The sequence below is a fragment of the Kluyvera sp. genome (assembly GCF_965301105.1).
Window position 1 is genome coordinate 12337 of record NZ_CBDKZX010000047.1, and the last position, 19741, is coordinate 32077.

The window sequence follows — 19741 nt, forward strand, 5'->3', positions numbered from 1 at the left end:
CCAGTGGTTGTCATTAACGGCAGCAAAGTTCAGCTAAAAGGATAGATGCGTGAAATTAAGATGGTTTGCTTTTTTAATTGTATTACTCGCCGGGTGTAGCTCTAAATCGGATTACCGAAATCCCCCCTGGAACCCTGAAGTGCCGGTAAAGCGAGCGATGCAGTGGATGCCTATTAGCGAAAAGGCCGGTGCGGCATGGGGCGTCAGCCCACGCCTGATCACCGCGATTATTGCCGTGGAGTCCGGCGGGAACCCGACGCTGGTCAGCAAATCAAACGCGGTTGGCCTGATGCAACTGAAGGCCTCCACCTCCGGGCTGGACGTCTACCGTTACATGGGCTGGAGCGGCCAGCCGTCGACCAGCGAGCTGAAAAACCCGGAGCGTAATATCTCAATGGGAGCGGCCTATCTGAGCATTCTGGAGCACGGTTCACTGGCGGGCATTAGCGACCCGGAAGTGATGCAGTATGCGCTGGTGGTGTCCTATGCGAACGGTGCTGGTGCGCTGCTGCGCACCTTCTCATCCGATCGTAAAAAGGCGATTGCGGAAATCAACGAACTGGATAAGGACGAGTTCTTCGAGCATGTGGTGAAGAACCATCCGGCACCGCAGGCGCCACGCTATATCTGGAAAGTACAGAAAGCGATGGACGCCATGTAGTTAGCGGACGTTATTGGCCCGTTCGCGGGCCTCTCGCTCCAGTGAAAAGATAATGCGCTGGAGCGAGCGTTCAAGTACCGGCGTCATATGCAGAAAACGAAAGCTCAGGCGCGGGGTGACAATCGTTTCGTTCTTGCTATCAACCACCTTACGTTCGCTGATCGCCAGCAGTTGCGCATCAAAGCGAAAACGTCCCCATTGTCCCATATCCAGCTCAATCTCTTTCAGCTCCATTCCGGGAACCAAAATTTCTGGCGTGGGTCCATCCAGCAGCGCGCCCATCCCTCCCAGCGAGAGATCAAACAGTCGAAAGCGGAGCGGGGTTTTATTCGGCAGCGTGGCGATACCATAGTAGGGCGGATGCAGCGGCGCGGGCATGCGGAAATATTCGCGACGTTGAATAAACCATACTGCTGGCGGCGTCGGCATCACAAAGGCCGGTAACCCCTGATAATCTTCAACCTGCATTTCGGCAACGGTAAATTCTATTTTTGCGCCATTGGTTTCCGCCACGATGCTGATATTTTTTGCCGTTCGAGCCGCGTCGTTATCTGCTTCCCGGCTGCCAAAATCAATAACCAAACGTTGCTGGCTGGCGTCGAGAATGCGGCTTATAAATTGACGTGAAGACCAGCTCACGCGCAGCGCGGCGTTAGCCTGCTGAAGATCGCGGAGAATATTTAATACGGCTAACGGATTTTGCTTAAGAAACTGTGCGTTATGCTCACTCACCTGAAATGGCTCCTGAATGGCAGGTTCTCTATGAGATATCGGCGTCGGGAAACAGAACTTCAGCGTCTAAATAAAAATATTTAACATTACGCCAGATCTGCGCTGTGCAACGGACTTAAGACAGCGCCTACATCAATATTCGTATTTGTCCGTATAAAATATCATCGCCATACCAGGTTTTTTAAGAACAATTACCTATACTTGAAACATTAGCGGCGCAGAATGTCGGCGCTTTTATTGCAGTTAATGGAACAGGAGAGGTGGGAAAAATGGGTATTATTACCTGGATTATTTTTGGTCTGATTGCCGGTGTTATTGCCAAGTTCATTATGCCGGGACGCGATGGGGGTGGTTTTATCCTCACCTGTATCCTGGGGATAGTGGGTGCGGTAGTGGGTGGTTGGCTCGCGACCACGTTCGGCATCGGTGGCAGCGTCACCGGTTTTAACCTGCACAGCTTCCTGGTAGCCGTGGTTGGCGCCATCGTTGTGCTGGCGGTATTCCGCCTGATTCGCCGCGAATAATGTCTTCCTACGGCCCCGTCAGGGGCCGTTTCTTACTTCGACAAAAATCCGATCTAGATCACATTTCTATATCCCTTCGTATTTTGTTGTTGAATAGCAAATGCGGATGATAATAATTATCGTTCTTTGTTCTTTTTGAGCTTAATGATAATGAATAACGCCGTTTTCCGCCTTTGTGCACTCTCCGGGATGATAACACTCGCGCTTGCGTCGCAGGCCTATGCCGATAATAACGAATCCACCATGGTCGTGAACGCCTCTGGCGAGGGGAGCGAACTGGCCGCCTGGACCAACAGCGCCACCAAATCCGCGGTGGCGGAGAGTAAAACGCCGCAGGTAATCAACACTATCGGTCAGCATGAAATCACCCTGCGCCACGCTGCCTCGGTGAATGAGATTCTGCGCTATGCGCCTGGGGTAACGACCGAGTCGCGCGGCAGCACGACCTACATGAGCGAATACAAGATTCGCGGCTTTAACGTCGACAACGAATTCTATAACGGCCTCCAGTTGCCCTATAACGTGACCGGTAATACCAAAGCGCGGATCGACCCGCTGCTGGTTGAAAGCGTCGATATCCTCAAAGGGCCGTCCTCGGTGCTCTACGGTAGCGGTTCACCGGGCGGGTTGGTGAATATTCAGGGGAAGAAACCACAGACCACGCCGCGCACGGAAGTCGGCTTCAATACTGGGACTCGCAACCTGAAAGAGGGTTACCTGGACTCGACCGGGCGGGTTGCCGACAGCGACTGGAGCTATCGCCTGCTGGGTAAAGCGACTGAGGGTGACGATCAGCCCCATACCACGCGTTATGAGGATTACCTGGTAGCGCCCAGCGTGACGTGGCAGCCAAGCGATAAAACCCGCCTGACGCTGGATGCGCTGGCGCAAAATACCCCAAGCCTGACGCCGTCTAACCCGCTGCCGCTTTCTTATTTGCGCTCCAGCTACGCTAATAAACGCGATTATGCCGGTGATGACTGGAACGGCTTCAAGCAGCGCCAGTGGATGGTGGGCTACAGTTTTGAACACCAATTTGATAACGGCTGGGGAATTGCGCAGAAAGCGCGTTACTTTGATATCGACAGCCATCAGCGGAGCGTCTATTCCACCGGCAACGCGGGGAACCCGGTTTATGAACTGAACCGCTTTGCTTATACCACAGACGAAGATCTGCATAGCTTCAATATCGACAATCAGATCACGCGGACGCTGACGGTGGGCGAGTGGCAGCACCACCTGCTGGCAGGGTTCGACTATCAGAAGCTGAATTCCCACTACCATTATCGCTATGCGTCGACGACCCCGGGGATCGACATGCGCAACCCGGACTTTACGCAGGTGAATGAAGGGGCGCTGGGACTGTACACTGCGCAGAAAAATCGCCTGTCGTACAACCAGAAAGGCTACTACCTGCAGGACCAGATGGCCTGGGGAGGCCTGAATATTCTCGCCAGCCTACGCTACGACGAATACCAGTCCGCGACAACCGACTACCTTAACCACGACGAGAAAACGTGGATCTCTCAGGATCGCGTGACCAAACGCCTTGGCGTGCTGTACGCCTTTGACAATGGGCTGTCGCCGTTTATCAGCTACTCGGAAGGGTTTAAACCGGTGTCACCGGCTAACGGCCTGACGGCGGAACAGGTGAAACCTACCACCAGTAAGCAGGTGGAAGGCGGCGTGAAGTACCTGCTGGCGGACTATGCGACCACCTTTACCGCCTCAGTCTTCAACATCCGACAGAAAAACGTGCTGAGCGCGGATCCGAGCTGGGTGTACCGCCAGACCGGGGAAATTGAGTCCAAAGGGGCAGAACTGTCAGCTATCAGCCGGCCAACCGATAATATTAACCTGATCGCCAACTACGCCTATACCCACGCCATCAACACCGAAGATGAGAGCTACCAGGGCAAGCGCCCGACGCAGATACCTGAAAATGCCTTCAACCTGTGGGGCGACTATACCTTCGACCAGAGCCTGGTGCGCGGGCTGACGATCGGCGCGGGGGCGCGCTACACCGGTCCGATGGAAATCTCCCCGGATAACAAGGCGGGTAAACTGGGGGGCACAACGCAGTACGATATGTCGCTGTCTTACGATATGTCCGCCGTGGACAGCAGCCTTGCTGGGCTCATGCTGAAAGCCAGCGCGCAGAACCTGACCAACAAAGAGACGTTGACCTGTTATGACAGCACCAACTGCTGGATTGGTCGCGATCGAACCGTGCAGGTGGGGGCGAGCTATACCTTCTGATGGTAGGCCGGATAAGCGCAGCGCCATCCGGCAGCTACGCATCATGCCGGATGGCGGCGAAACGCCTTATCCGGCCTACGAGATAACTCCTGGTCGTCAGGACGTGGGGTTTACGCCGACTCCGGGGCTGCGCCAGATACCGCATTCTGGCGTTGCGCGGCTTTCATCGGAATAAAAGCGACGATAACGGCGCCCAGAATCAGGAAGCCGGCCACCATGTAGATCCCGGCGTTAAAGCTGCCGGTGACGTCTTTCATCAGCCCCATCAGCAAAGGTCCCAGCGCCGCGCCGGTCATGCCGGTGCCGTTGATCACCGCGATGCCCAGCGCACGGGCGCGCAGGGAGAGCGCGCGATCCGGCGTGGTCCAGAAGATAACCATCGCCGCAAAGGCGCCCATCGACGCCATCACGATCCCGGTGAATTGCAGGTGCGGGTTCGGGCTGGCGGCGGTGAGGATCCAGCCTGCCGCGGCGAACAGATAGGGCAGCAGGGTGTGCAGCTTACGCTCGTTGTAGCGGTCGGAACGTTTGCTCCACCAGATCATGCCGATGATCGTACAGACCTGCGGAATCGCGCTTAGCAGACCGATGGTGACGTTGCTGCTCTCGGCGTTAAAGCTACGCAGAATCAGCGGCGTCCAAACGCTCAGGGCGCTCAGCGTATTGGTCAGGCAGAAGTAGGCCAGGGTGTAGAGAATAATCGCCGGGGTGAGTAGCTCGCGCAGCATACTTTTTTGCCCAACCGAGGCGGCCTGAATGGCGCTTTGGGTTTGCAATGCGTTGATTCGGTCGGCTTCCAGCATCTCGTTGAGGCAGGCTTTATCATCGTCGGTCAGCCATTTAGCCTTCGCCGGACTGTCGTCAAGCCAGAACCAGACCACCAGACCGAGCAGCACCGACGGGAATCCTTCCAGCAGGAACAGCCACTGCCAGCCTTTCAGATTGAGCAGGCCATCCATGTTGAGAATGTAGCCAGACGCCAGGGACCCCAACGCCATGGTCACCGGCATGGCGATCATAAACAGCGCGTTGGCGCGAGCGCGATAATGTGCGGGGAACCAATAGGTTAAGTAATACAGCAGGCCGGGAAGAAAACCGGCTTCGGCAATACCCACCAGCATGCGCAGGGCGTACAGGCTGTTGGGCCCGGTGGCGAACAGCGTGGCGGTAGAGGCGATACCCCAGACGATCATGAGAATGGCTATCCAGCGTCGCGCGCCAACGATGGTCAGCATCACGTTACTTGGAATACCGCAGACCACGTACATCACATAAAACAGCGTGGTAGCGAGGCCAAACATAGTGCTGGTTAACCCGAGATCTTTTCCCATGGTTAGCCCGGCGAAGCCAATGTTGATGCGGTCGAGATAGGAAAACACAAACAGTACGAATAAAAACACGATCAATCGGCGAAACAGCTTGTTGATCACCGCCTGCTGCCGCGCGTTGAGCGGCGCTGGACCGGAGGCCGACGTTGGTTCCAGAGAAGGGCTATCGTTCATGAAAAGCTCCACATTGTGATTATGGTTATGGGTCGTACAGGCTGGCTAACGTATAGAGAACGTCCGCTGAAGGTGTCAATTTTATGTGTGAAAAATGATACGCAATTGTTATGTGTGTGGCATTTGTGAATCATAATGCGATCTGCGTCGCTAAAAAGCCTCAGGCGCAGATCGACCCGGCATCATCACGTCGGGACGGGGCGAAAGACACAGGGTATAATCGAAAAATCTGCGGCTTGTTTGGTAAGGAAACGCATGAGTTATCTAAAAAAATTATCGGGTGATGGTACTGAAGATGCCGTATTTCATCGTGAAGAGTTTCCGTTCTACTGGATTGTTAACGTCTACGCGCGTTACACCCAAACCGTAGAAATCGCGCTCAAGAAGATCTCTCTGGATGTCTCGCGCTTTCGCGTGTTGATGATTACCCATCAGTACGGCGAGGCGAGCATTTCGCAAATCTCCGAGTATGCGCTGGCGAAAATGCCGACCGTCACCAAAATCGTCGGTCGACTCCGCGACGATGGGCTGGTGACAACCGCCAGCAGCCCCAGCGATGCGCGGGTGACCGTCGTGATGTTAACGGAAGCGGGCCAGCAGAAAGTGGCGGAAGCGATGCCGCTGATGAGCAAAATATTCGACAAAGGTTTTAAAGGAATGACCGCCAGCCAGGTGGAGAAAATGAACCAGGCATTGGCCAACGTGCTGGATAACCTCAACGAACTTTAACCCCGTCTCTCACACGATCGCGAAACTGTGACTTGTGTAGAAAAAATTCATAACGTCTTGTAAATAAACACTATATTACATACCGTCGTCGACAGCCCGTTCGACGACGGTACCCGCCGTATTGCCTTTTTTGCTTTATATTTCATCTGTCTGCATAAATAACCATCAACACAGAAAGGTTAATTGATTGTTTGTTTTTGGTAAATATAACGTGAAAATTTACTTGAATATTCATCTAAATATTCCATAGTAAAAACACGTTAGTCAGGACAAAGATGCCGCATTGATGGCTCGCCTGGATATGATTCATTTTTTCTGTGTAAGGTGTTAATTATGCAGCCAGTTTGTGAGAGCAAGGGTTTTGTCGAGCGCTTCACCCTCGGTGACGGTGACCTGCGTTTTGCCGTCAAAGATACGCTGGACGTGGCGGGACACCGTACACGGGCCGGCTGTCCGGCGCTGGCAGAAAGCGCAGTGGCGCAGCAGCATGCCAGCGTCGTTGCGATGTTGCTCAGCAGCGGCTGCCAACTGGCCGGCAAAACCACCTTGCATGAGTTGGCGTTTGGCGTCACCGGCATCAACCCGTGGGCGGGGACACCGCTCAATCCTTGTTACCCTGAACTGATTCCGGGCGGTTCTTCCAGCGGTTCGGCGGCGGTTGTCGCCTCGGGAGAGGTCGATTTTGCGCTCGGCACGGATACCGGCGGTTCGGTGCGGATGCCCGCCGCCTGCTGTGGGATCCTCGGGCTGAAACCCGGCTACGGCGTGCTGAGCCGTCAGGGGGTTGTCCCCGCCGAAAGTTCGCTGGACTGCGTCGGTATTTTCGCCCGTGACGCGGACGTGCTGCGCCAGGTCCTGCATCGGTTAAATGTGCCCGTGGATGCGCCGCTAACGACCTTACCGGAGATGGCCTTTATTGCCGCCGCGCAGCCGGAAATTGATGCCATGCTCCTCACGACGCTGGCCCGATGGGAGATCTATCCACAACGCGCTGAATTGTCTTTGCTTAGTGAGGCTCATCGCGCCGGTCTTACCCTGATCAACCATGAAAACTGGCAGGCGTTTGGCCCACTGTTGGCCAGTGGAAAAGTGTCCGCTGATGTCGCCAGCCGCATTCGTCGGGGGGAAACGGTCAGCGCGCAGGACGTGCATGAAGCGGAAACCGTTCGCCAGCGCTTTAGCGCGCAGATGGATGAACAACTGATGAAAACGCCGCTGCTGGCGCTGGCAACCTTACCAGAATTACCGCCAACCTTAGCCGAAGCTCACGATCCGCTGCGTGTGGTTGAGTTAACCCGGCTGGTGCGTCCCTTCAACCTCAGCGGCCATCCGGCACTGACGCTGCCCATGGGCAGCCTGAACGATCGTCCTGTTGCGCTTCAGCTCGTGGCCCGTAAAGGGAACGAAAGCCTGCTGGTGCAGGCCGCCGAATGGCTGATGCGACAACGCGTCTAGCCGCAATACCCGCTTTTTCGTTATCCCAGATGACTCAGTGAGTTCGACTCATTGCGGCTGCGTTCGCCCTGCGAACGGCTGCGTATAACCCTTCCGGAGGAAGCCATGTCTGCCGTACACGTTCGTGAAACGCTGGTACCGCTGCTGAGCGAGGTTGCGACTCGCAGCGCCGATTTTGAGCATCAACGTCATATCTCTGACGACATCATTACCCGCTTTAAACAGGTCGGCGTGTATCGCGCACTGGTCCCAAAAATCTACGGCGGCGACGAGTGTACGCCCGCGCAGTTCTGCGAATTGATTGAGCAAATCGCCACGGCGGACGGCTCTGCGGGGTGGGTGGCAAGCTTTGGCATGAGCCCGTTCTACCTTGGCGCGCTGCCGGTGGAGACGCTGGCTGAACTCTATCGCGACGGCCCGGACGTGGTCTTCGCGGGCGGCATCTTCCCGACGCAGAAAGCGCGTCAGGCCGACGGCGGCTACCGGGTGAGCGGTCGCTGGAGCTTTGCCAGCGGCAGCATGGGCGCATCGGTACTGGGCGTCGGGATTCTGCCGGACGGCGAACAACCGCTGCCGCGCATGGCGGTCCTGCCGCGCGACAGCGTGCAGATCGATCCGGTGTGGGACACTGTGGGCCTCGCCGGAACCGGCAGTCACGACCTGCTGGTGGACGACGTCTTTGTCCCTGAGGCGTGGACCTTTATTCGTGGCGGCGCGCTGAATCTGGAGGGGCCGCTGTACCGCTACCCGGTGCTATCTCTGGCCACTCAGGTGCTTTCCGTTGTCGCCCTCGGCGTGGCCCGCGCGGCGCTCAATGAAATTTACGCCATCGCCCATCGTCAGCAGTCGGTGACCGGCGCGCCACGACTGGCCGACCGCCCGCAGGCGCAGATGCAGATTGCCCGCTGTGAAGCGGATTTACGCTCGGCCCGCGCCTGGTTTTACGAGGCGATCGACGATGTCTGGCAGCGTTTGTTGCAGGGCGATGACGCCAGCTGCGAGCAGATTAACGCGCTGCGGCTTTCTTCCACGCACGTCACGCGCGTCGCCGCCGAAGTGGCGCGTCAGGCGCTGGCGCTGAACGGTATGGGCGGCGTCACCATGACCAGCCCGCTGCAGCGCTACGTTCGCGACACGATGGTGATTACTCAACACGCCTTTATGGGCGACCTCTCGTACCTCAATGCGGGCACGGTCTTTTTCGGCGGTAAACCGCTGCCGGGTTACCTGTGATTGTTAACTAAGGAGCAACAGATGAGCCAAACCAACAAACTACGCGTGCTGTTTTGCATCGGCGTAAACCAGAACTTTTTTGACGCCAGCGCGGCGGAAGCCAAACAGGTATGGGCCGCTTTCGGCGTGATGATGAAGGGCATGGAGGAGACGCCGGGGATCCGCGTCATCGGCAATATGGATGACGACCAGCTGATGGTGGGCCCGTCGACCACCGCGCCGTGGACCACCTACGTACTGGCCGATGCCGAGGCGCTGGAAAACGTTGCGGCGGTCTGCAATCTGTTCCGCACCACGCCGGTAGGCGACAGCGGCAGCAAGCTGTGGAAGTACTGCAAAATCGAAGCCCGCGTCGGGCGTGAACTGATAATTCAGGGTTAACGGAGCGCGCGATGACTTCTCAGGATGCGCTGCGCCTACAGCAGCTCGAAGATCAGCAGGCCGCGCGGGTGTGCATCAGCAACTATATGCACCTGTGCGACCGCCTTGATGATGCCGACACCGTTCGCGCCATCGGCGCGCTGTTTAGCGTCGATGCCTGCTGGGAAGGCGTGGGGGAACCCTACGCCGCGCGCCTGGGGCGTCATCAGGGGCGTGCGGCCATTATCGCCATGATGGCGAGCTACGTGCGTCAACCCGCGCACTTCGCCATGAACGCGCATTTTCTCTGTTCCGAGGCGTTGAGCGTGACGGCCGACGGCGAGCTGCATGGCCGCTGGCTGATGCTGCAAACGTCCGCCTTCAGCGCGGGCGGCGCGCACCTTAACGCCGCGGAACTCCATGTGACCTTTCGGCGCGAGGCGGGAGAAATGGTGATGCACCATTTCACCACCCGCAACCTGTTTAGCCGACCCGTAAGCCACTGGCACGCCGAGGATACCCTCCCGGTGCCGGACCAAAATCAGACCGTCGAAGACGTGCAGGAGAATGGACATGCAGTGTGACCACCTGATTAATGTGAAGAATATCGATACCACGACGCCGCACGCGCCGAGCCGCGACGAGATTGCCGCGTTGGTACAGCACGACCGTGTACACACCTCGCTGTACACCTCCGAAGAGCTGTTCAATCTGGAGCTGGATCGCGTGTTCGGTAAAACCTGGGTCTGGGTGGCGCACGCCAGCGAAATCCCGGAGACCGGCAGCTTCAAAACCACCGAAATCGGCACCCAGCCGGTGATCGTGGTGCGCGACCGTAAAGGCACCGTTCACACGCTGCTCAACCGCTGTCGCCACCGCGCGGCCACCGTTTGCGAGCATCGCAGCGGCAAAACCAACAGCTTTGTTTGTCCGTACCACGGCTGGGGCTACGCGCTCGACGGCAGCCTGCGCGGCGTGCCGCACCCGGAAAGCTATGCCGACCAGCTGGAAAAGGGCGAGCTGGGGCTGGTGTCGCTGCGCACCGAACAGTACGCGGGGATGATCTTCGCCACCTTCAACGAGCGTATTGAGCCGCTGGAAGATTTCCTCGGCGCGGCGAAGAAGTGGATGGATCTGTTTATGAAGCAGGGCGCGGGCTACCCGATTAAAACCGGCCCGGCGCACCGTTTCCGCTTCCCGGGCAACTGGAAAATTCAGCTCGAGAATACCACCGACGGCTACCACTTCCCGGTGGTGCACCGTTCGTTCTTAAGTTCGGTCGATAAGCAGACTGAAGAGATGCTCAACTTCGTTGATGGCAGCGGCTATGTGGAAGACCTCGGCAACGGCCATAGCGTGATGGTGATGATCCCGGAACTGGTGGATCTGGAAGCCAATCTGGATGCGCCGATCCCGGAGCGCTTTACCGAACTGGCCGACGCCCTGCGCGCCGATCACGACGAAGATCAGGTACGTCGCATCGTGCGTGCGGTCGGCGGCTCCGGCTTCAACCTCAATATCTTCCCGAACATTGCCTGCTCGATGGCTTTCTTCCGCGTATTGCAGCCGGTATCGGTGAACGAAACCGAAATTCACCATGCGGTGATCACCATGGACGGCGGGCCGGAAATCGCTAACCAGGCACGTCTGCGTTTGCACGAACATTTTCAGGGGCCGATGGGCTTCGGTACGCCGGACGACTCGGAAGCGTGGGAGCGCGTGCAGCGCGGGGCCACCGCCGGGGATGACCTGTGGATCATGCTCAACCGCGGACTGGCAGGGGAATACCGCACCGACGACGGTCTGCGTAGCGACGTCAGCGCCGAAACCGGCATGCGCGCGGCCTACCAGCAGTGGAAAAAATTGATGACGGAGATGGAATAAATGACGCCCGCTGAATCTGTACTGTTTAACGCCATCGCGGTTATCAACCTCGAAGGTGACCTGCTGGATCAGGGCGAGTTTGATGCCTGGCTGGATCTCTGGCAGCGCGACGGCCTGTATGTGGTGCCGATCGACCCCACCGAGACCGACTTTAAAAACACGCTCAACTACGCCTGCGACGATCACGAGATGCGCGCCAAGCGCGTGAAGCGCCTGTATAGCGGCGAGTCCATCTCCACCACGCCACGTGCCAGAACGCTGCGCACGCTGTCGCGCTTTCGTCTGCTGGAAGCGAATGAAAACGAAGTAGTGGTTCGCGGCGCACAGTCGCTGTGGGAACACCGCAAGGGCCACAGCCGCCACTACGCCGCCGATATCACCTGGCACCTGCGCCCGCAGGAAAGCGGCTGGCGCATTACCCAGAAGGTGATTCGCCTGGTCAACAGCGACGATGTGCTGCACAGCATCGGCTACATCCTGTGAGGGGCTGTTTATGACGCAAACCGTACTAGTGACCGGCGCTGCCGCCGGTCTCGGCAACGTGATTGCCACCCATCTGCTGGCGCAGGGGTTCCAGGTGGTATTGACCGATGTGGATGCTGAACGCGCACAGGCTGCCGCCGCCGGTCTGGATAGCGATCGCGTGCTGGCATTGGCGCTGGATATTCGCCAGCCGGACGCCTTTGAGCGCGCGCTGGCGGCCACCATTGAGCGCTTCGGCAGCCTACAGGCGCTGGTCAATAACGCCGCGCTGACGCTGGCGACGCCGGTAATGGAGATTACGGCGGAAGAGTTTGACCGGGTAATGACCACCAACCTGCGCGGCACCTTTGTGGGCTGCCAGACCCTTGGGCGTTACTTCGCCCGCCGCGGCTATGGCCGCATTATCAATCTGGCGTCGCTGGCCGGGCAGAACGGCGGCACCGCCTCTGGCGCGCACTATGCGGCCTCGAAGGGCGGCATTCTGACGCTGACCAAAATTTTCGCCCGCGAGTTGGCGAAATCCGGCGTGACCGTGAACGCCATCGCTCCAGGGCCGATGGATTCACCGGCGGTTCATGCGCTGGTGCCGGAAGAGAAGATGGCGGGGTTATTACAGATGATCCCGGTTGGCAAGCTCGGCGAGGCGGAATTTGTCGCCCAGGCCGTGGCGCTGCTGGTTTCGCCACAGGCGTCGTTTGTCACCGGGGCCACCTGGGACATCAACGGCGGGCTGTTTATGCGCTAAGGGGAAGAAGATGCTGACATTACAGATTGTCCGCCGTGAACTGCGCGGCGAGGTGGTGCTGCTGACGCTGGCTCACGCTGAGGGTATCGCGCTGCCCGCGTTCACCGCCGGGGCGCATATCGATCTGCATTTAAACAACGATCTGGTGCGCCCGTACTCGCTGTGCAGCGACCCTCAGCAACGCTTTCACTATCAGCTCGGCGTACTCAAAGATCGCCAGTCGCAGGGCGGTTCGCTGGCGGTGCACGCCCTGTGCGAAGGGGATGAGGTCCGCGTCAGCGAGCCGCGCAACCTGTTTACGCTGGATGGACAGGCCAAACACAGCCTGTTGATCGGCGGCGGCATCGGTATTACGCCGATGCTGGCGATGGCGGCGGAATTACGCGCCGCCGGGCGTTCATTCAGCCTGCATTACTGTGCGAAATCGCGCGCTGAGGCGGCGTTCGTCGCGCATCTGGAAGCGGCGGACTACGCGCCGCAGGTTCACCTGCATTTCAGCGATGAGCAGCGTATCAACCTCGATGCGGTGTTGTGCGATGTACCACAAGGCACACACGTCTACGTTTGCGGCCCCGCACGGTTGATGGATGCGGTGAGCGAACGCGCGGCGGCACACGGTTACACGGCGGAACAGATTCACCAGGAGTGCTTCAGCGCTGAGGTTGCCACCGATGGCCAGCCGTTTGAAGTGGTGGCCGCCGCCAGCGGTATCACCGTGCAGGTGGCGGCAAACCAGACCATTGTCGAGGCGCTGGCCCTGGCCGGGCTGAAAGTGTGCGTCTCCTGTAAGCAGGGGATCTGCGGCAGTTGCCTGACCGACGTACTCGAAGGCGAGCCGGATCACCGCGACCACTACCTGACCGACGACGAGAAAGCCGACGGCGATCAGATTCTGTTGTGCTGTTCACGGGCGAAAAGCGCCCGCCTGATTATCGATCTTTGAGGCTCTGACTATGACTCTGCAAACCGAATTTCGTAACGCTATGGCGCAGTTGGGTAGCGCGGTATCCGTGATCACCACCGACGGCCCGGCAGGCAAATTTGGCTTTACCGCCTCCGCCGTCTGCAGCGTGACCGACCAGCCGCCGACGCTGTTGGTGTGCATGAACCGCAACTCCTTCGCCCACGCGCACTTCAAGCAAAACGGCGCGCTGTGCGTCAACGTGCTGTCGAGCGACCACCAGGCGCTGTCGGGCATTTTCGCCAACGCCAGCCTACGCTCCGAAGAGCGTTTCTGCCACGACAGCTGGCAGGTGATGGCCAGCGGCGCGCCGGTGCTGAGCTCTGCGGTGGCGAGCTTTGACTGCCTGATTGACGACTGCCACGAAGTGGGCAGCCACTCGGTCTTTTACTGCCGGGTGCAGGCCATTCGCATCAGCGAGCAGCCGCGCGGGCTGGTCTATTTCAACCGCCGCTACCACACGGTTGGCTGCGACGTGGAAGTCTGATAACGAAAGGGGGAATGCCGGATGAGCAATGTCGTTTCTGAAACTGCCGTCACATCAACGACCGTCCGCCATGACGCGCAGCAAATGCGTAAGCTGGTGGTCGCGTCGGTACTGGGTAATGCGCTGGAATGGTATGACTTCTTTCTCTACGGCACCGCCGCGGCGCTGGTGTTTGGCCCGCTGTTCTTCCCGGTAAGCGGCGACCCGCTGCAGGGCACGCTGCTGGCGTTTTCCGGCTTCGCGGTTGGTTTTCTGGCGCGCCCGCTCGGCGGCATCCTGTTCGGCCATCTCGGCGATCGCTATAGCCGTAAAATGACGCTAATCATGACCCTGACGCTGATGGGGGCGACGACCTTTGTGATTGGCCTGCTGCCGACCTACGCGCAGATAGGCATCTGGGCGCCGCTGTCGCTCATCATCCTGCGCTTCTTACAGGGCGTGGCGTCCGGCGGCGAGTGGGGCGGCGGCGTATTGATGCTGAGCGAAAATGCGCCCGCCTCGCGGCGCGGCTTCTATACCGCGTGGAGCCAGATGGGCGTCTCCGGCGGTTTTGTGCTCTCCGCTTTCGCCTTTTACCTCGTCCAACAGTTGCCGCAAAGCGATTTCCTGAGCTGGGGCTGGCGCGTGCCGTTCTTACTGAGCATCGTCATCTTCCTGGTCGGCGTTTATATCCGTAAAAACATTCGCGAGAGCAAAGCTTTCACTCAGGCGAAGCCGGAAGAGAAGCATGAAAAGATCCCGCTGCTGGTGCTGGTGCGCGAACACCCGAAAGCGCTGTTGCAGGCCATTGCCCTGCGGCTGCCGGAAAACGGGGCTTCCTATATTTTCTTCACCTTCTCGGTGGTCTACGCCAAACACATTGGCATTGGCACCGGGGAGATCATCAGCGCGGTGACGCTGGCGATGCTGATTGAGTTTTTCTCGATCCTGTTCTGGGGCGCGCTGTCGGACAAGATTGGCCTGAAACCCGTTTACTACATCGGCGTGATTGGCCTGTTGGTGATGGCGTTTCCGTTCTTCTGGCTGCTCTCCACCGGCAACTATGGCGCGGTGATGCTGGCGATGTTCCTCGGTCTGCCGGTGTGCCACGGCGCGATGATCGGCACCCAGCCGTGCATCATGAGCGATCTCTTCCCGGTGCGGGTGCGCTACTCCGGGCTGGCGCTGGGCCACGAAGTAGGGTCTATCTTCTCCGGCGGCCTTGGCCCGATGCTGGCGGTGGCGCTGCTGATGGCCGTCGATTCCTCCTGGCCGGTTTCTTTACTGTTGATGGCCTACGCGCTGCTGGCATGGATTGCCCTGAGAAGCCTGCCTTCAACCCCCTTACAACACAATAATGCAGGAGCAACGGATGTTAACGATTGAATCACTGACCTGCTGGCTGGTGGATATTCCCACCATTCGCCCGCACAAACTGTCGATGGCCACCATGGGCTGCCAGACCCTGACCCTGGTGCGCATGCAGTGCGCGCAGGGCGTGGTCGGCTGGGGCGAAGCCACCACCATCGGCGGACTGAGCTACGGCGCGGAAAGCCCGGAGGCCATCCGCTCGGCTATTGAAACCTACCTGTCGCCGCTGCTGTGCGGCCAGACCTTCAACGGCGTGGCGGCGCTGGCAGAGAAAATGAACGCCAGCGTTAAGGGCAACACCTTTGCTAAATCGGCACTGGAAACCGCGTTTCTCGATGCCCAGGGCAAGCTGCTGGGGCTGCCGGTCAGCGCGCTGCTCGGCGGGGCGATAACCGACCGTCTACCGGTGCTGTGGACGCTGGCGAGCGGCGACACGGAGAAAGACATTGAAGAGGGCAAACGGCTGCTGGCGGAAGGGCGGCACGATACCTTCAAGCTGAAAATTGGCGCCCGGGATCTCAAAACCGATATTCGCCACGCGCTGGCGATTAAAGCGGCGCTCGGTGACGAGGTCAGCGTTCGTGTTGACGTCAACCAGGCGTGGGACTTCACCACCGCGGTGAAAGGGATGAGCCAGCTACAGGACGGCGGTATCGACCTCGTTGAACAGCCAACCCCGCTCTGGGACCGGCAGGGGCTGATTGCCCTGAGCCAGCGTTTTGAGGTGCCGATTCTCGCCGATGAAGCGGTGGCAACCAGCCACGACGGTTTTGCTCTGGCGCACGGCGGCTTTAGCGGCGCTTATGCGCTGAAGATTGCCAAAGCGGGCGGTCCGGCGCAGGCGCTGAAGCTGGCGCACGTCGCGCAGGCGGCGGGCGTGGCGTTGTACGGCGGCACCATGCTGGAAGGGACGGTCGGCACGGTGGCCTCGCTGCACGCCTGGTCCACCGTCAGGATGCAGTGGGGCACCGAGATGTTCGGCCCGCTGCTGCTGAAAGATGACATCGTGGTCACGCCGCTCGACTTCCGCCAGGGGCAGGTTTCTCTGCCGCAAGGGCCGGGGTTGGGCGTGGAGATTGACCTCGACAAACTGCGTTATTACGCGCGCCACTAAAAGGATATCCCGATGCTGTTCAAAGTTGAAATGACCGTCAATATCCCCTCGTCGCTGCCTAAAGCCGAAGCCGATGAGATCAAGGCAAAAGAGAAAGCCTACTCCCAGCAGCTTCAGCGCGAAGGGAAATGGCTGCATATCTGGCGCGTCGCCGGGCTGTACGCCAACGTCAGCATTTTTGACGTGGCCGATAACCAGGAACTCCACGACCTCTTAACCGCGCTGCCGCTCTATCCGTATATGGCGATCAGCGTGCAGCCGTTATGCCGACACCCGTCGGCCATTGATTAAAACAACAACCCTTACCCTACGAAGAGGAATACGCAATGTCCGTTAATCCCGCAAAACAGACCGAACTGGAATCGTTACTGGCGATCAGCAGCGGCTTAAATGCCGAACAGGGCAACGAGCGTTTTAAAGCGATTATGCATCAGGTGCTGAGCGACCTGTGTCAGACCATCAAGAAGTTTGATATCAGCGACGAAGAGTTCTGGCTGGCCGTCAACTACCTGAATGAACTGGGCGAGCGCAAAGAAGCGGCGCTGCTGGCTGCCGGACTGGGGCTGGAGCATTACCTTGATATGCGCGCCGATGAAAAAGAGGCAGCCGCCGGTCTTGACGTTGGTACGCCGCGCACCATTGAGGGGCCGCTGTATGTCGCTGGCGCGCCGCTGAGCAAACAGTTTGCGCGGATGGATGATGGCAGCGAAGCGGGAGAGCCGATGTGGCTGCACGGGCAGGTGACCGATCTTCAAGGTCAACCGGTGGCGGGCGCGATTGTCGATATCTGGCATGCCAACACTCTCGGCGGTTATTCATTCTTCGATCAATCACAGAGTGAATATCACCTGCGTCGCCGTGTGGAAACCGGGGCGGACGGACGTTATGCGGTGCGCAGTATTGTCCCTTGCGGTTACGGCTGCCCGCCGGATGGCCCGACCCAGAAGCTGTTGAATCAGCTTGGTCGTCACGGTAATCGTCCGGCGCACGTGCATTTCTTCGTCTCGGCGCCGGGCTATAAACACCTGACGACGCAAATTAACCTCAACGGCGACGCCTACCTGTGGGATGACTTCGCCTTTGCCACCCGCGAAGAACTGATTGCCGATCCGGTCAAAATTACCGACGACAAGCTGGCGCAGGAACGCGATATTCACCAGCCGCACACGGAGGTGAGCTTCAACTTTACGCTGGTGGAATCCGCGCAGGCTGAGGAAGAAAACCGCATCAAGCGCGCGCGCGTGATGGAGTAAGTAAGCCGCCCGGCCCGCGTTGGCGAGGCCGGGCGTTGACTGCTTACTGCGCTGCCAGCGCCTGCTTTATCCAGCCGTCAAACGTCTGCTGGTGGGCGTGGATCCAGCCGTCTACATGACGCTGGATATCCGCAGCGGTCGACTCCCCTTTATGCATTAGCTGATTCTGCGCATTGACGTCCGCCAGCGGCAGCTTCGCGATAGCAAACAGTTTCGCCGCGGCGGGGTTTTTCTCCGCCCAGGCTTTATTGGCGACGATGTACTCGTTGTTGACCGCAAAACCGTAGTTCTTGCCGTTCGGCAGTTCGGTATTCTGATCTTTCAGCGAGCCCGGGTTAGCAGAGAAGGGGACGGTTAGCCAGACCACATCTTTACCCGGCTTCAGTTCATCACTGACCCAATAGGGCGTCCAGGTATAATAGAGCACCGGCTTGCCTGCTTTATAACGGGCGAGGGTGTCAGCAATAATCGCGGCATAATTCCCCTGATTCTGTGTAACCGTATTACTGAGCCCATAAGCTTTTATTTGCGTATCAATCACCGAGCCACAAACCCAGCCGGGATTACAGCCGGCTAAATCCGCTTTACCGTCGCCGTTGGCATCAAATAATTTCGCGAGTTCAGGATCTTTTAGCTGAGAAATATCTGTAATGTTATATTTCTCTGCAGTTTTTTTATCGATCATATAACCCTGGGCGGCGTTACTAATATAAGTACCCTGACGGTAGAATTTCCGATCGCCGCCGCTGGCGTCATACATATCCTGCTGCATCGGCAGCCAGTTGGCGGCCATGAAGGTCGCATCACCGGCCGCAATCGCCGTATAGGCGACGTTGTACTCCACCTCTTCAATCGGGGTGACATCATAGCCTAGCTGCTTCAGCGCGCGGTTGATTATCTCGGTCTGGAACGTTTCTTCCGGTAGGGTACTTTGCACGGGGTGAACGGTAATGCCTTTGCCGGGAAGGTCCGCGGCAAAAAGAGTGGGGGAGGTGAATAACGCAGCCAGCGTGAGGGTGCGCAGAGTTGTTGTTTGCATAATAATAACCTTGTTATTTTCGCGTGTTAAGCCAGAGGTGGCATATTATTCCCGCTTGGATAAAAGGTGGAAATAAAGGATGGTAGGACGATTAATCTCTCCGGGTTGTGTTAGCAACAATAACTTACCCTAACATAATAAAGCGTATATGCAATCCTCAATATTCCTCAGCATTCTTTTTTACCCTTATATATGGCTAAGGATATTCTTAAAATGAATTGTATTGGCTAGATATTAACGCTTATGAATACGACAAATGACGGATTCAATTCTGATGAGGACGTACGCTATAGTGATTAGCCTGATTCTCATGAAAAATGAGAGTGCCAGGAGGCAAAACGAGCTGCATCAATGAGAGTAGATGATGCGGATTCATTCTCACAGGAAGTGGGGGAAGTATGAAGAAAATAGTACCTGTAGTATGTCTGTCGCTGTTAAGCCTGGCGTTATCCGGTGTGGCGCAAGCGCAGAGTCGGTCAAACTCCGGCACCATTCATTTTATCGGTCAGGTGGTCGAAGGGGGCTGTAACGTCTCGCCATCGGGCCAGGGTTTGCAGATTGCCTGCTACCGTGACGGCGCCATTCATGAACAGCATGTCGCGATGTCGACAACGTCCAGTACGCCATTTAAGGTCATCAGCCGAATCGATCGCCGCACGCTGCCGGGGAATCCTCATCTTCAGGAAGTGACCATCAGTTATCTTTAAGTCTTTTCTCCTGGCGCTGCCTGTCTCAATGACTGGAAATGCAGGTAGCGCCTCATCTACGCAAGTAATGACTCACAAAATGAGTCAGTCATAACGGAATAAAATATAGCGTCTCTTCCCAAAGTGAAATATTCATTTTTATAAATTAAATATGCACTTTTGGGAGCTTTGGAAATTATTTTTCGGGTAGAAAAAATGCACTTTCTGCACAAATAATTAGCCTTCTATGCATTCATTTCAGGTACTCCCTTATGGGTATAAAA

General features: G+C 57.6%; 21 protein-coding genes. 18 read left to right on the forward strand and 3 right to left on the reverse strand.

The window, feature by feature from the left end:
• Positions 1-49: 49 nt before the first annotated feature.
• Positions 50-661: a membrane-bound lytic murein transglycosylase EmtA gene (gene emtA / locus ACW14G_RS15350; protein WP_065356773.1), complete on the forward strand. Its 612-nt coding sequence runs from the start codon at positions 50-52 to the stop codon at positions 659-661.
• Here the strand turns inward: emtA and ycgR are convergent, their stop codons facing one another.
• On the reverse strand, positions 662-1393 hold the full coding sequence (ycgR, locus tag ACW14G_RS15355) for a flagellar brake protein YcgR (RefSeq protein ID WP_249023126.1): 732 nt from the start codon (positions 1391-1393) through the stop codon (positions 662-664).
• A gap of 269 nt (positions 1394-1662) precedes the next feature.
• On the opposite strand from ycgR, the gene ACW14G_RS15360 reads away from it, so the two are divergent.
• Together ACW14G_RS15360 and ACW14G_RS15365 are read left to right on the forward strand one after the other, a co-directional pair.
• Positions 1663-1917, forward strand: a complete 255-nt coding sequence (locus ACW14G_RS15360; RefSeq protein ID WP_064544875.1) for a GlsB/YeaQ/YmgE family stress response membrane protein — start codon at positions 1663-1665, stop codon at positions 1915-1917.
• A gap of 150 nt (positions 1918-2067) precedes the next feature.
• The gene (locus tag ACW14G_RS15365; RefSeq protein ID WP_249023127.1) at positions 2068-4176 is read left to right on the forward strand and encodes a TonB-dependent siderophore receptor; all 2109 of its coding nucleotides are present in this window, start codon (positions 2068-2070) and stop codon (positions 4174-4176) included.
• A 110-nt stretch (positions 4177-4286) separates the two neighbouring features.
• Here the strand turns inward: ACW14G_RS15365 and hpaX are convergent, their stop codons facing one another.
• Positions 4287-5678 carry a 4-hydroxyphenylacetate permease gene (hpaX, locus tag ACW14G_RS15370; RefSeq protein WP_167575613.1) on the reverse strand — a complete coding sequence of 464 codons (1392 nt, stop codon included), beginning with the start codon at positions 5676-5678 and terminating at the stop codon, positions 4287-4289.
• 255 nt (positions 5679-5933) lie between these two features.
• Between hpaX and ACW14G_RS15375 the strand changes: the two genes are divergently transcribed.
• From ACW14G_RS15375 to catA, 14 genes are all read left to right on the forward strand, one after another.
• Positions 5934-6407, forward strand: coding sequence for a MarR family winged helix-turn-helix transcriptional regulator (locus ACW14G_RS15375; protein WP_167575614.1), 474 nt, complete (start codon positions 5934-5936; stop codon positions 6405-6407).
• A 333-nt stretch (positions 6408-6740) separates the two neighbouring features.
• The gene (locus ACW14G_RS15380) at positions 6741-7862 is read left to right on the forward strand and encodes an amidase (RefSeq protein WP_249023128.1); all 1122 of its coding nucleotides are present in this window, start codon (positions 6741-6743) and stop codon (positions 7860-7862) included.
• A 105-nt stretch (positions 7863-7967) separates the two neighbouring features.
• A complete protein-coding gene (locus tag ACW14G_RS15385; protein WP_223802795.1) occupies positions 7968-9095 on the forward strand; it encodes an acyl-CoA dehydrogenase family protein in 1128 nt (375 codons plus the stop codon).
• A 21-nt stretch (positions 9096-9116) separates the two neighbouring features.
• Positions 9117-9476 (forward strand): IacB protein, encoded by a 360-nt coding sequence (locus ACW14G_RS15390; RefSeq protein WP_167575617.1) that lies wholly within the window; start codon positions 9117-9119, stop codon positions 9474-9476.
• A gap of 11 nt (positions 9477-9487) precedes the next feature.
• Complete coding sequence (locus ACW14G_RS15395) at positions 9488-10039, forward strand: nuclear transport factor 2 family protein (RefSeq protein WP_249023129.1); 552 nt, start codon at positions 9488-9490, stop codon at positions 10037-10039.
• Complete coding sequence (locus ACW14G_RS15400) at positions 10029-11339, forward strand: aromatic ring-hydroxylating oxygenase subunit alpha (RefSeq protein ID WP_249023130.1); 1311 nt, start codon at positions 10029-10031, stop codon at positions 11337-11339. Before ACW14G_RS15395 ends, ACW14G_RS15400 begins: the two co-directional genes overlap by 11 nt.
• Positions 11340-11822, forward strand: coding sequence for an aromatic-ring-hydroxylating dioxygenase subunit beta (locus ACW14G_RS15405; protein ID WP_223802792.1), 483 nt, complete (start codon positions 11340-11342; stop codon positions 11820-11822).
• Between the two features lie 10 nt (positions 11823-11832).
• Positions 11833-12567 (forward strand): SDR family NAD(P)-dependent oxidoreductase, encoded by a 735-nt coding sequence (locus tag ACW14G_RS15410; protein WP_249023131.1) that lies wholly within the window; start codon positions 11833-11835, stop codon positions 12565-12567.
• A gap of 10 nt (positions 12568-12577) precedes the next feature.
• Complete coding sequence (locus tag ACW14G_RS15415) at positions 12578-13510, forward strand: PDR/VanB family oxidoreductase (RefSeq protein WP_249023132.1); 933 nt, start codon at positions 12578-12580, stop codon at positions 13508-13510.
• A 10-nt stretch (positions 13511-13520) separates the two neighbouring features.
• A complete protein-coding gene (locus tag ACW14G_RS15420; protein WP_223802789.1) occupies positions 13521-14015 on the forward strand; it encodes a flavin reductase in 495 nt (164 codons plus the stop codon).
• 84 nt (positions 14016-14099) lie between these two features.
• The gene (locus ACW14G_RS15425) at positions 14100-15380 is read left to right on the forward strand and encodes an MFS transporter (protein ID WP_419058871.1); all 1281 of its coding nucleotides are present in this window, start codon (positions 14100-14102) and stop codon (positions 15378-15380) included.
• Positions 15367-16479, forward strand: coding sequence for a muconate/chloromuconate family cycloisomerase (locus ACW14G_RS15430; RefSeq protein WP_249023134.1), 1113 nt, complete (start codon positions 15367-15369; stop codon positions 16477-16479). Before ACW14G_RS15425 ends, ACW14G_RS15430 begins: the two co-directional genes overlap by 14 nt.
• A gap of 12 nt (positions 16480-16491) precedes the next feature.
• Positions 16492-16770, forward strand: a complete 279-nt coding sequence (catC, locus tag ACW14G_RS15435; RefSeq protein ID WP_167575624.1) for a muconolactone Delta-isomerase — start codon at positions 16492-16494, stop codon at positions 16768-16770.
• A gap of 35 nt (positions 16771-16805) precedes the next feature.
• The gene (gene catA, locus ACW14G_RS15440; RefSeq protein ID WP_167575625.1) at positions 16806-17732 is read left to right on the forward strand and encodes a catechol 1,2-dioxygenase; all 927 of its coding nucleotides are present in this window, start codon (positions 16806-16808) and stop codon (positions 17730-17732) included.
• 43 nt (positions 17733-17775) lie between these two features.
• Here the strand turns inward: catA and proX are convergent, their stop codons facing one another.
• A complete protein-coding gene (gene proX / locus ACW14G_RS15445) occupies positions 17776-18771 on the reverse strand; it encodes a glycine betaine/L-proline ABC transporter substrate-binding protein ProX (RefSeq protein ID WP_419058868.1) in 996 nt (331 codons plus the stop codon).
• 398 nt (positions 18772-19169) lie between these two features.
• Here proX and ACW14G_RS15450 point away from each other — a divergent pair, with 398 nt between their 5' ends.
• Positions 19170-19478: a hypothetical protein gene (locus tag ACW14G_RS15450; RefSeq protein WP_167575627.1), complete on the forward strand. Its 309-nt coding sequence runs from the start codon at positions 19170-19172 to the stop codon at positions 19476-19478.
• Positions 19479-19741 lie beyond the last annotated feature (263 nt).

What these genes read in the sequence shown, in the direction of transcription:
- hpaX (WP_167575613.1), bottom strand. Translation starts at nt 5,678, where the DNA reads ATGAACGATAGCCCTTCTCTGGAACCAACGTCGGCCTCCGGTCCAGCG.
- ACW14G_RS15400 (WP_249023130.1), top strand. Translation starts at nt 10,029, where the DNA reads ATGCAGTGTGACCACCTGATTAATGTGAAGAATATCGATACCACGACG.
- ACW14G_RS15390 (WP_167575617.1), top strand. Translation starts at nt 9,117, where the DNA reads ATGAGCCAAACCAACAAACTACGCGTGCTGTTTTGCATCGGCGTAAAC.
- ACW14G_RS15380 (WP_249023128.1), top strand. Translation starts at nt 6,741, where the DNA reads ATGCAGCCAGTTTGTGAGAGCAAGGGTTTTGTCGAGCGCTTCACCCTC.
- catC (WP_167575624.1), top strand. Translation starts at nt 16,492, where the DNA reads ATGCTGTTCAAAGTTGAAATGACCGTCAATATCCCCTCGTCGCTGCCT.
- ACW14G_RS15360 (WP_064544875.1), top strand. Translation starts at nt 1,663, where the DNA reads ATGGGTATTATTACCTGGATTATTTTTGGTCTGATTGCCGGTGTTATT.
- ACW14G_RS15425 (WP_419058871.1), top strand. Translation starts at nt 14,100, where the DNA reads ATGCGTAAGCTGGTGGTCGCGTCGGTACTGGGTAATGCGCTGGAATGG.
- ACW14G_RS15405 (WP_223802792.1), top strand. Translation starts at nt 11,340, where the DNA reads ATGACGCCCGCTGAATCTGTACTGTTTAACGCCATCGCGGTTATCAAC.
- ACW14G_RS15375 (WP_167575614.1), top strand. Translation starts at nt 5,934, where the DNA reads ATGAGTTATCTAAAAAAATTATCGGGTGATGGTACTGAAGATGCCGTA.
- ACW14G_RS15395 (WP_249023129.1), top strand. Translation starts at nt 9,488, where the DNA reads ATGACTTCTCAGGATGCGCTGCGCCTACAGCAGCTCGAAGATCAGCAG.
- proX (WP_419058868.1), bottom strand. Translation starts at nt 18,771, where the DNA reads ATGCAAACAACAACTCTGCGCACCCTCACGCTGGCTGCGTTATTCACC.
- catA (WP_167575625.1), top strand. Translation starts at nt 16,806, where the DNA reads ATGTCCGTTAATCCCGCAAAACAGACCGAACTGGAATCGTTACTGGCG.
- ACW14G_RS15410 (WP_249023131.1), top strand. Translation starts at nt 11,833, where the DNA reads ATGACGCAAACCGTACTAGTGACCGGCGCTGCCGCCGGTCTCGGCAAC.
- ACW14G_RS15385 (WP_223802795.1), top strand. Translation starts at nt 7,968, where the DNA reads ATGTCTGCCGTACACGTTCGTGAAACGCTGGTACCGCTGCTGAGCGAG.
- ACW14G_RS15420 (WP_223802789.1), top strand. Translation starts at nt 13,521, where the DNA reads ATGACTCTGCAAACCGAATTTCGTAACGCTATGGCGCAGTTGGGTAGC.
- ACW14G_RS15415 (WP_249023132.1), top strand. Translation starts at nt 12,578, where the DNA reads ATGCTGACATTACAGATTGTCCGCCGTGAACTGCGCGGCGAGGTGGTG.
- ACW14G_RS15430 (WP_249023134.1), top strand. Translation starts at nt 15,367, where the DNA reads ATGTTAACGATTGAATCACTGACCTGCTGGCTGGTGGATATTCCCACC.
- ACW14G_RS15450 (WP_167575627.1), top strand. Translation starts at nt 19,170, where the DNA reads ATGAAGAAAATAGTACCTGTAGTATGTCTGTCGCTGTTAAGCCTGGCG.
- ACW14G_RS15365 (WP_249023127.1), top strand. Translation starts at nt 2,068, where the DNA reads ATGAATAACGCCGTTTTCCGCCTTTGTGCACTCTCCGGGATGATAACA.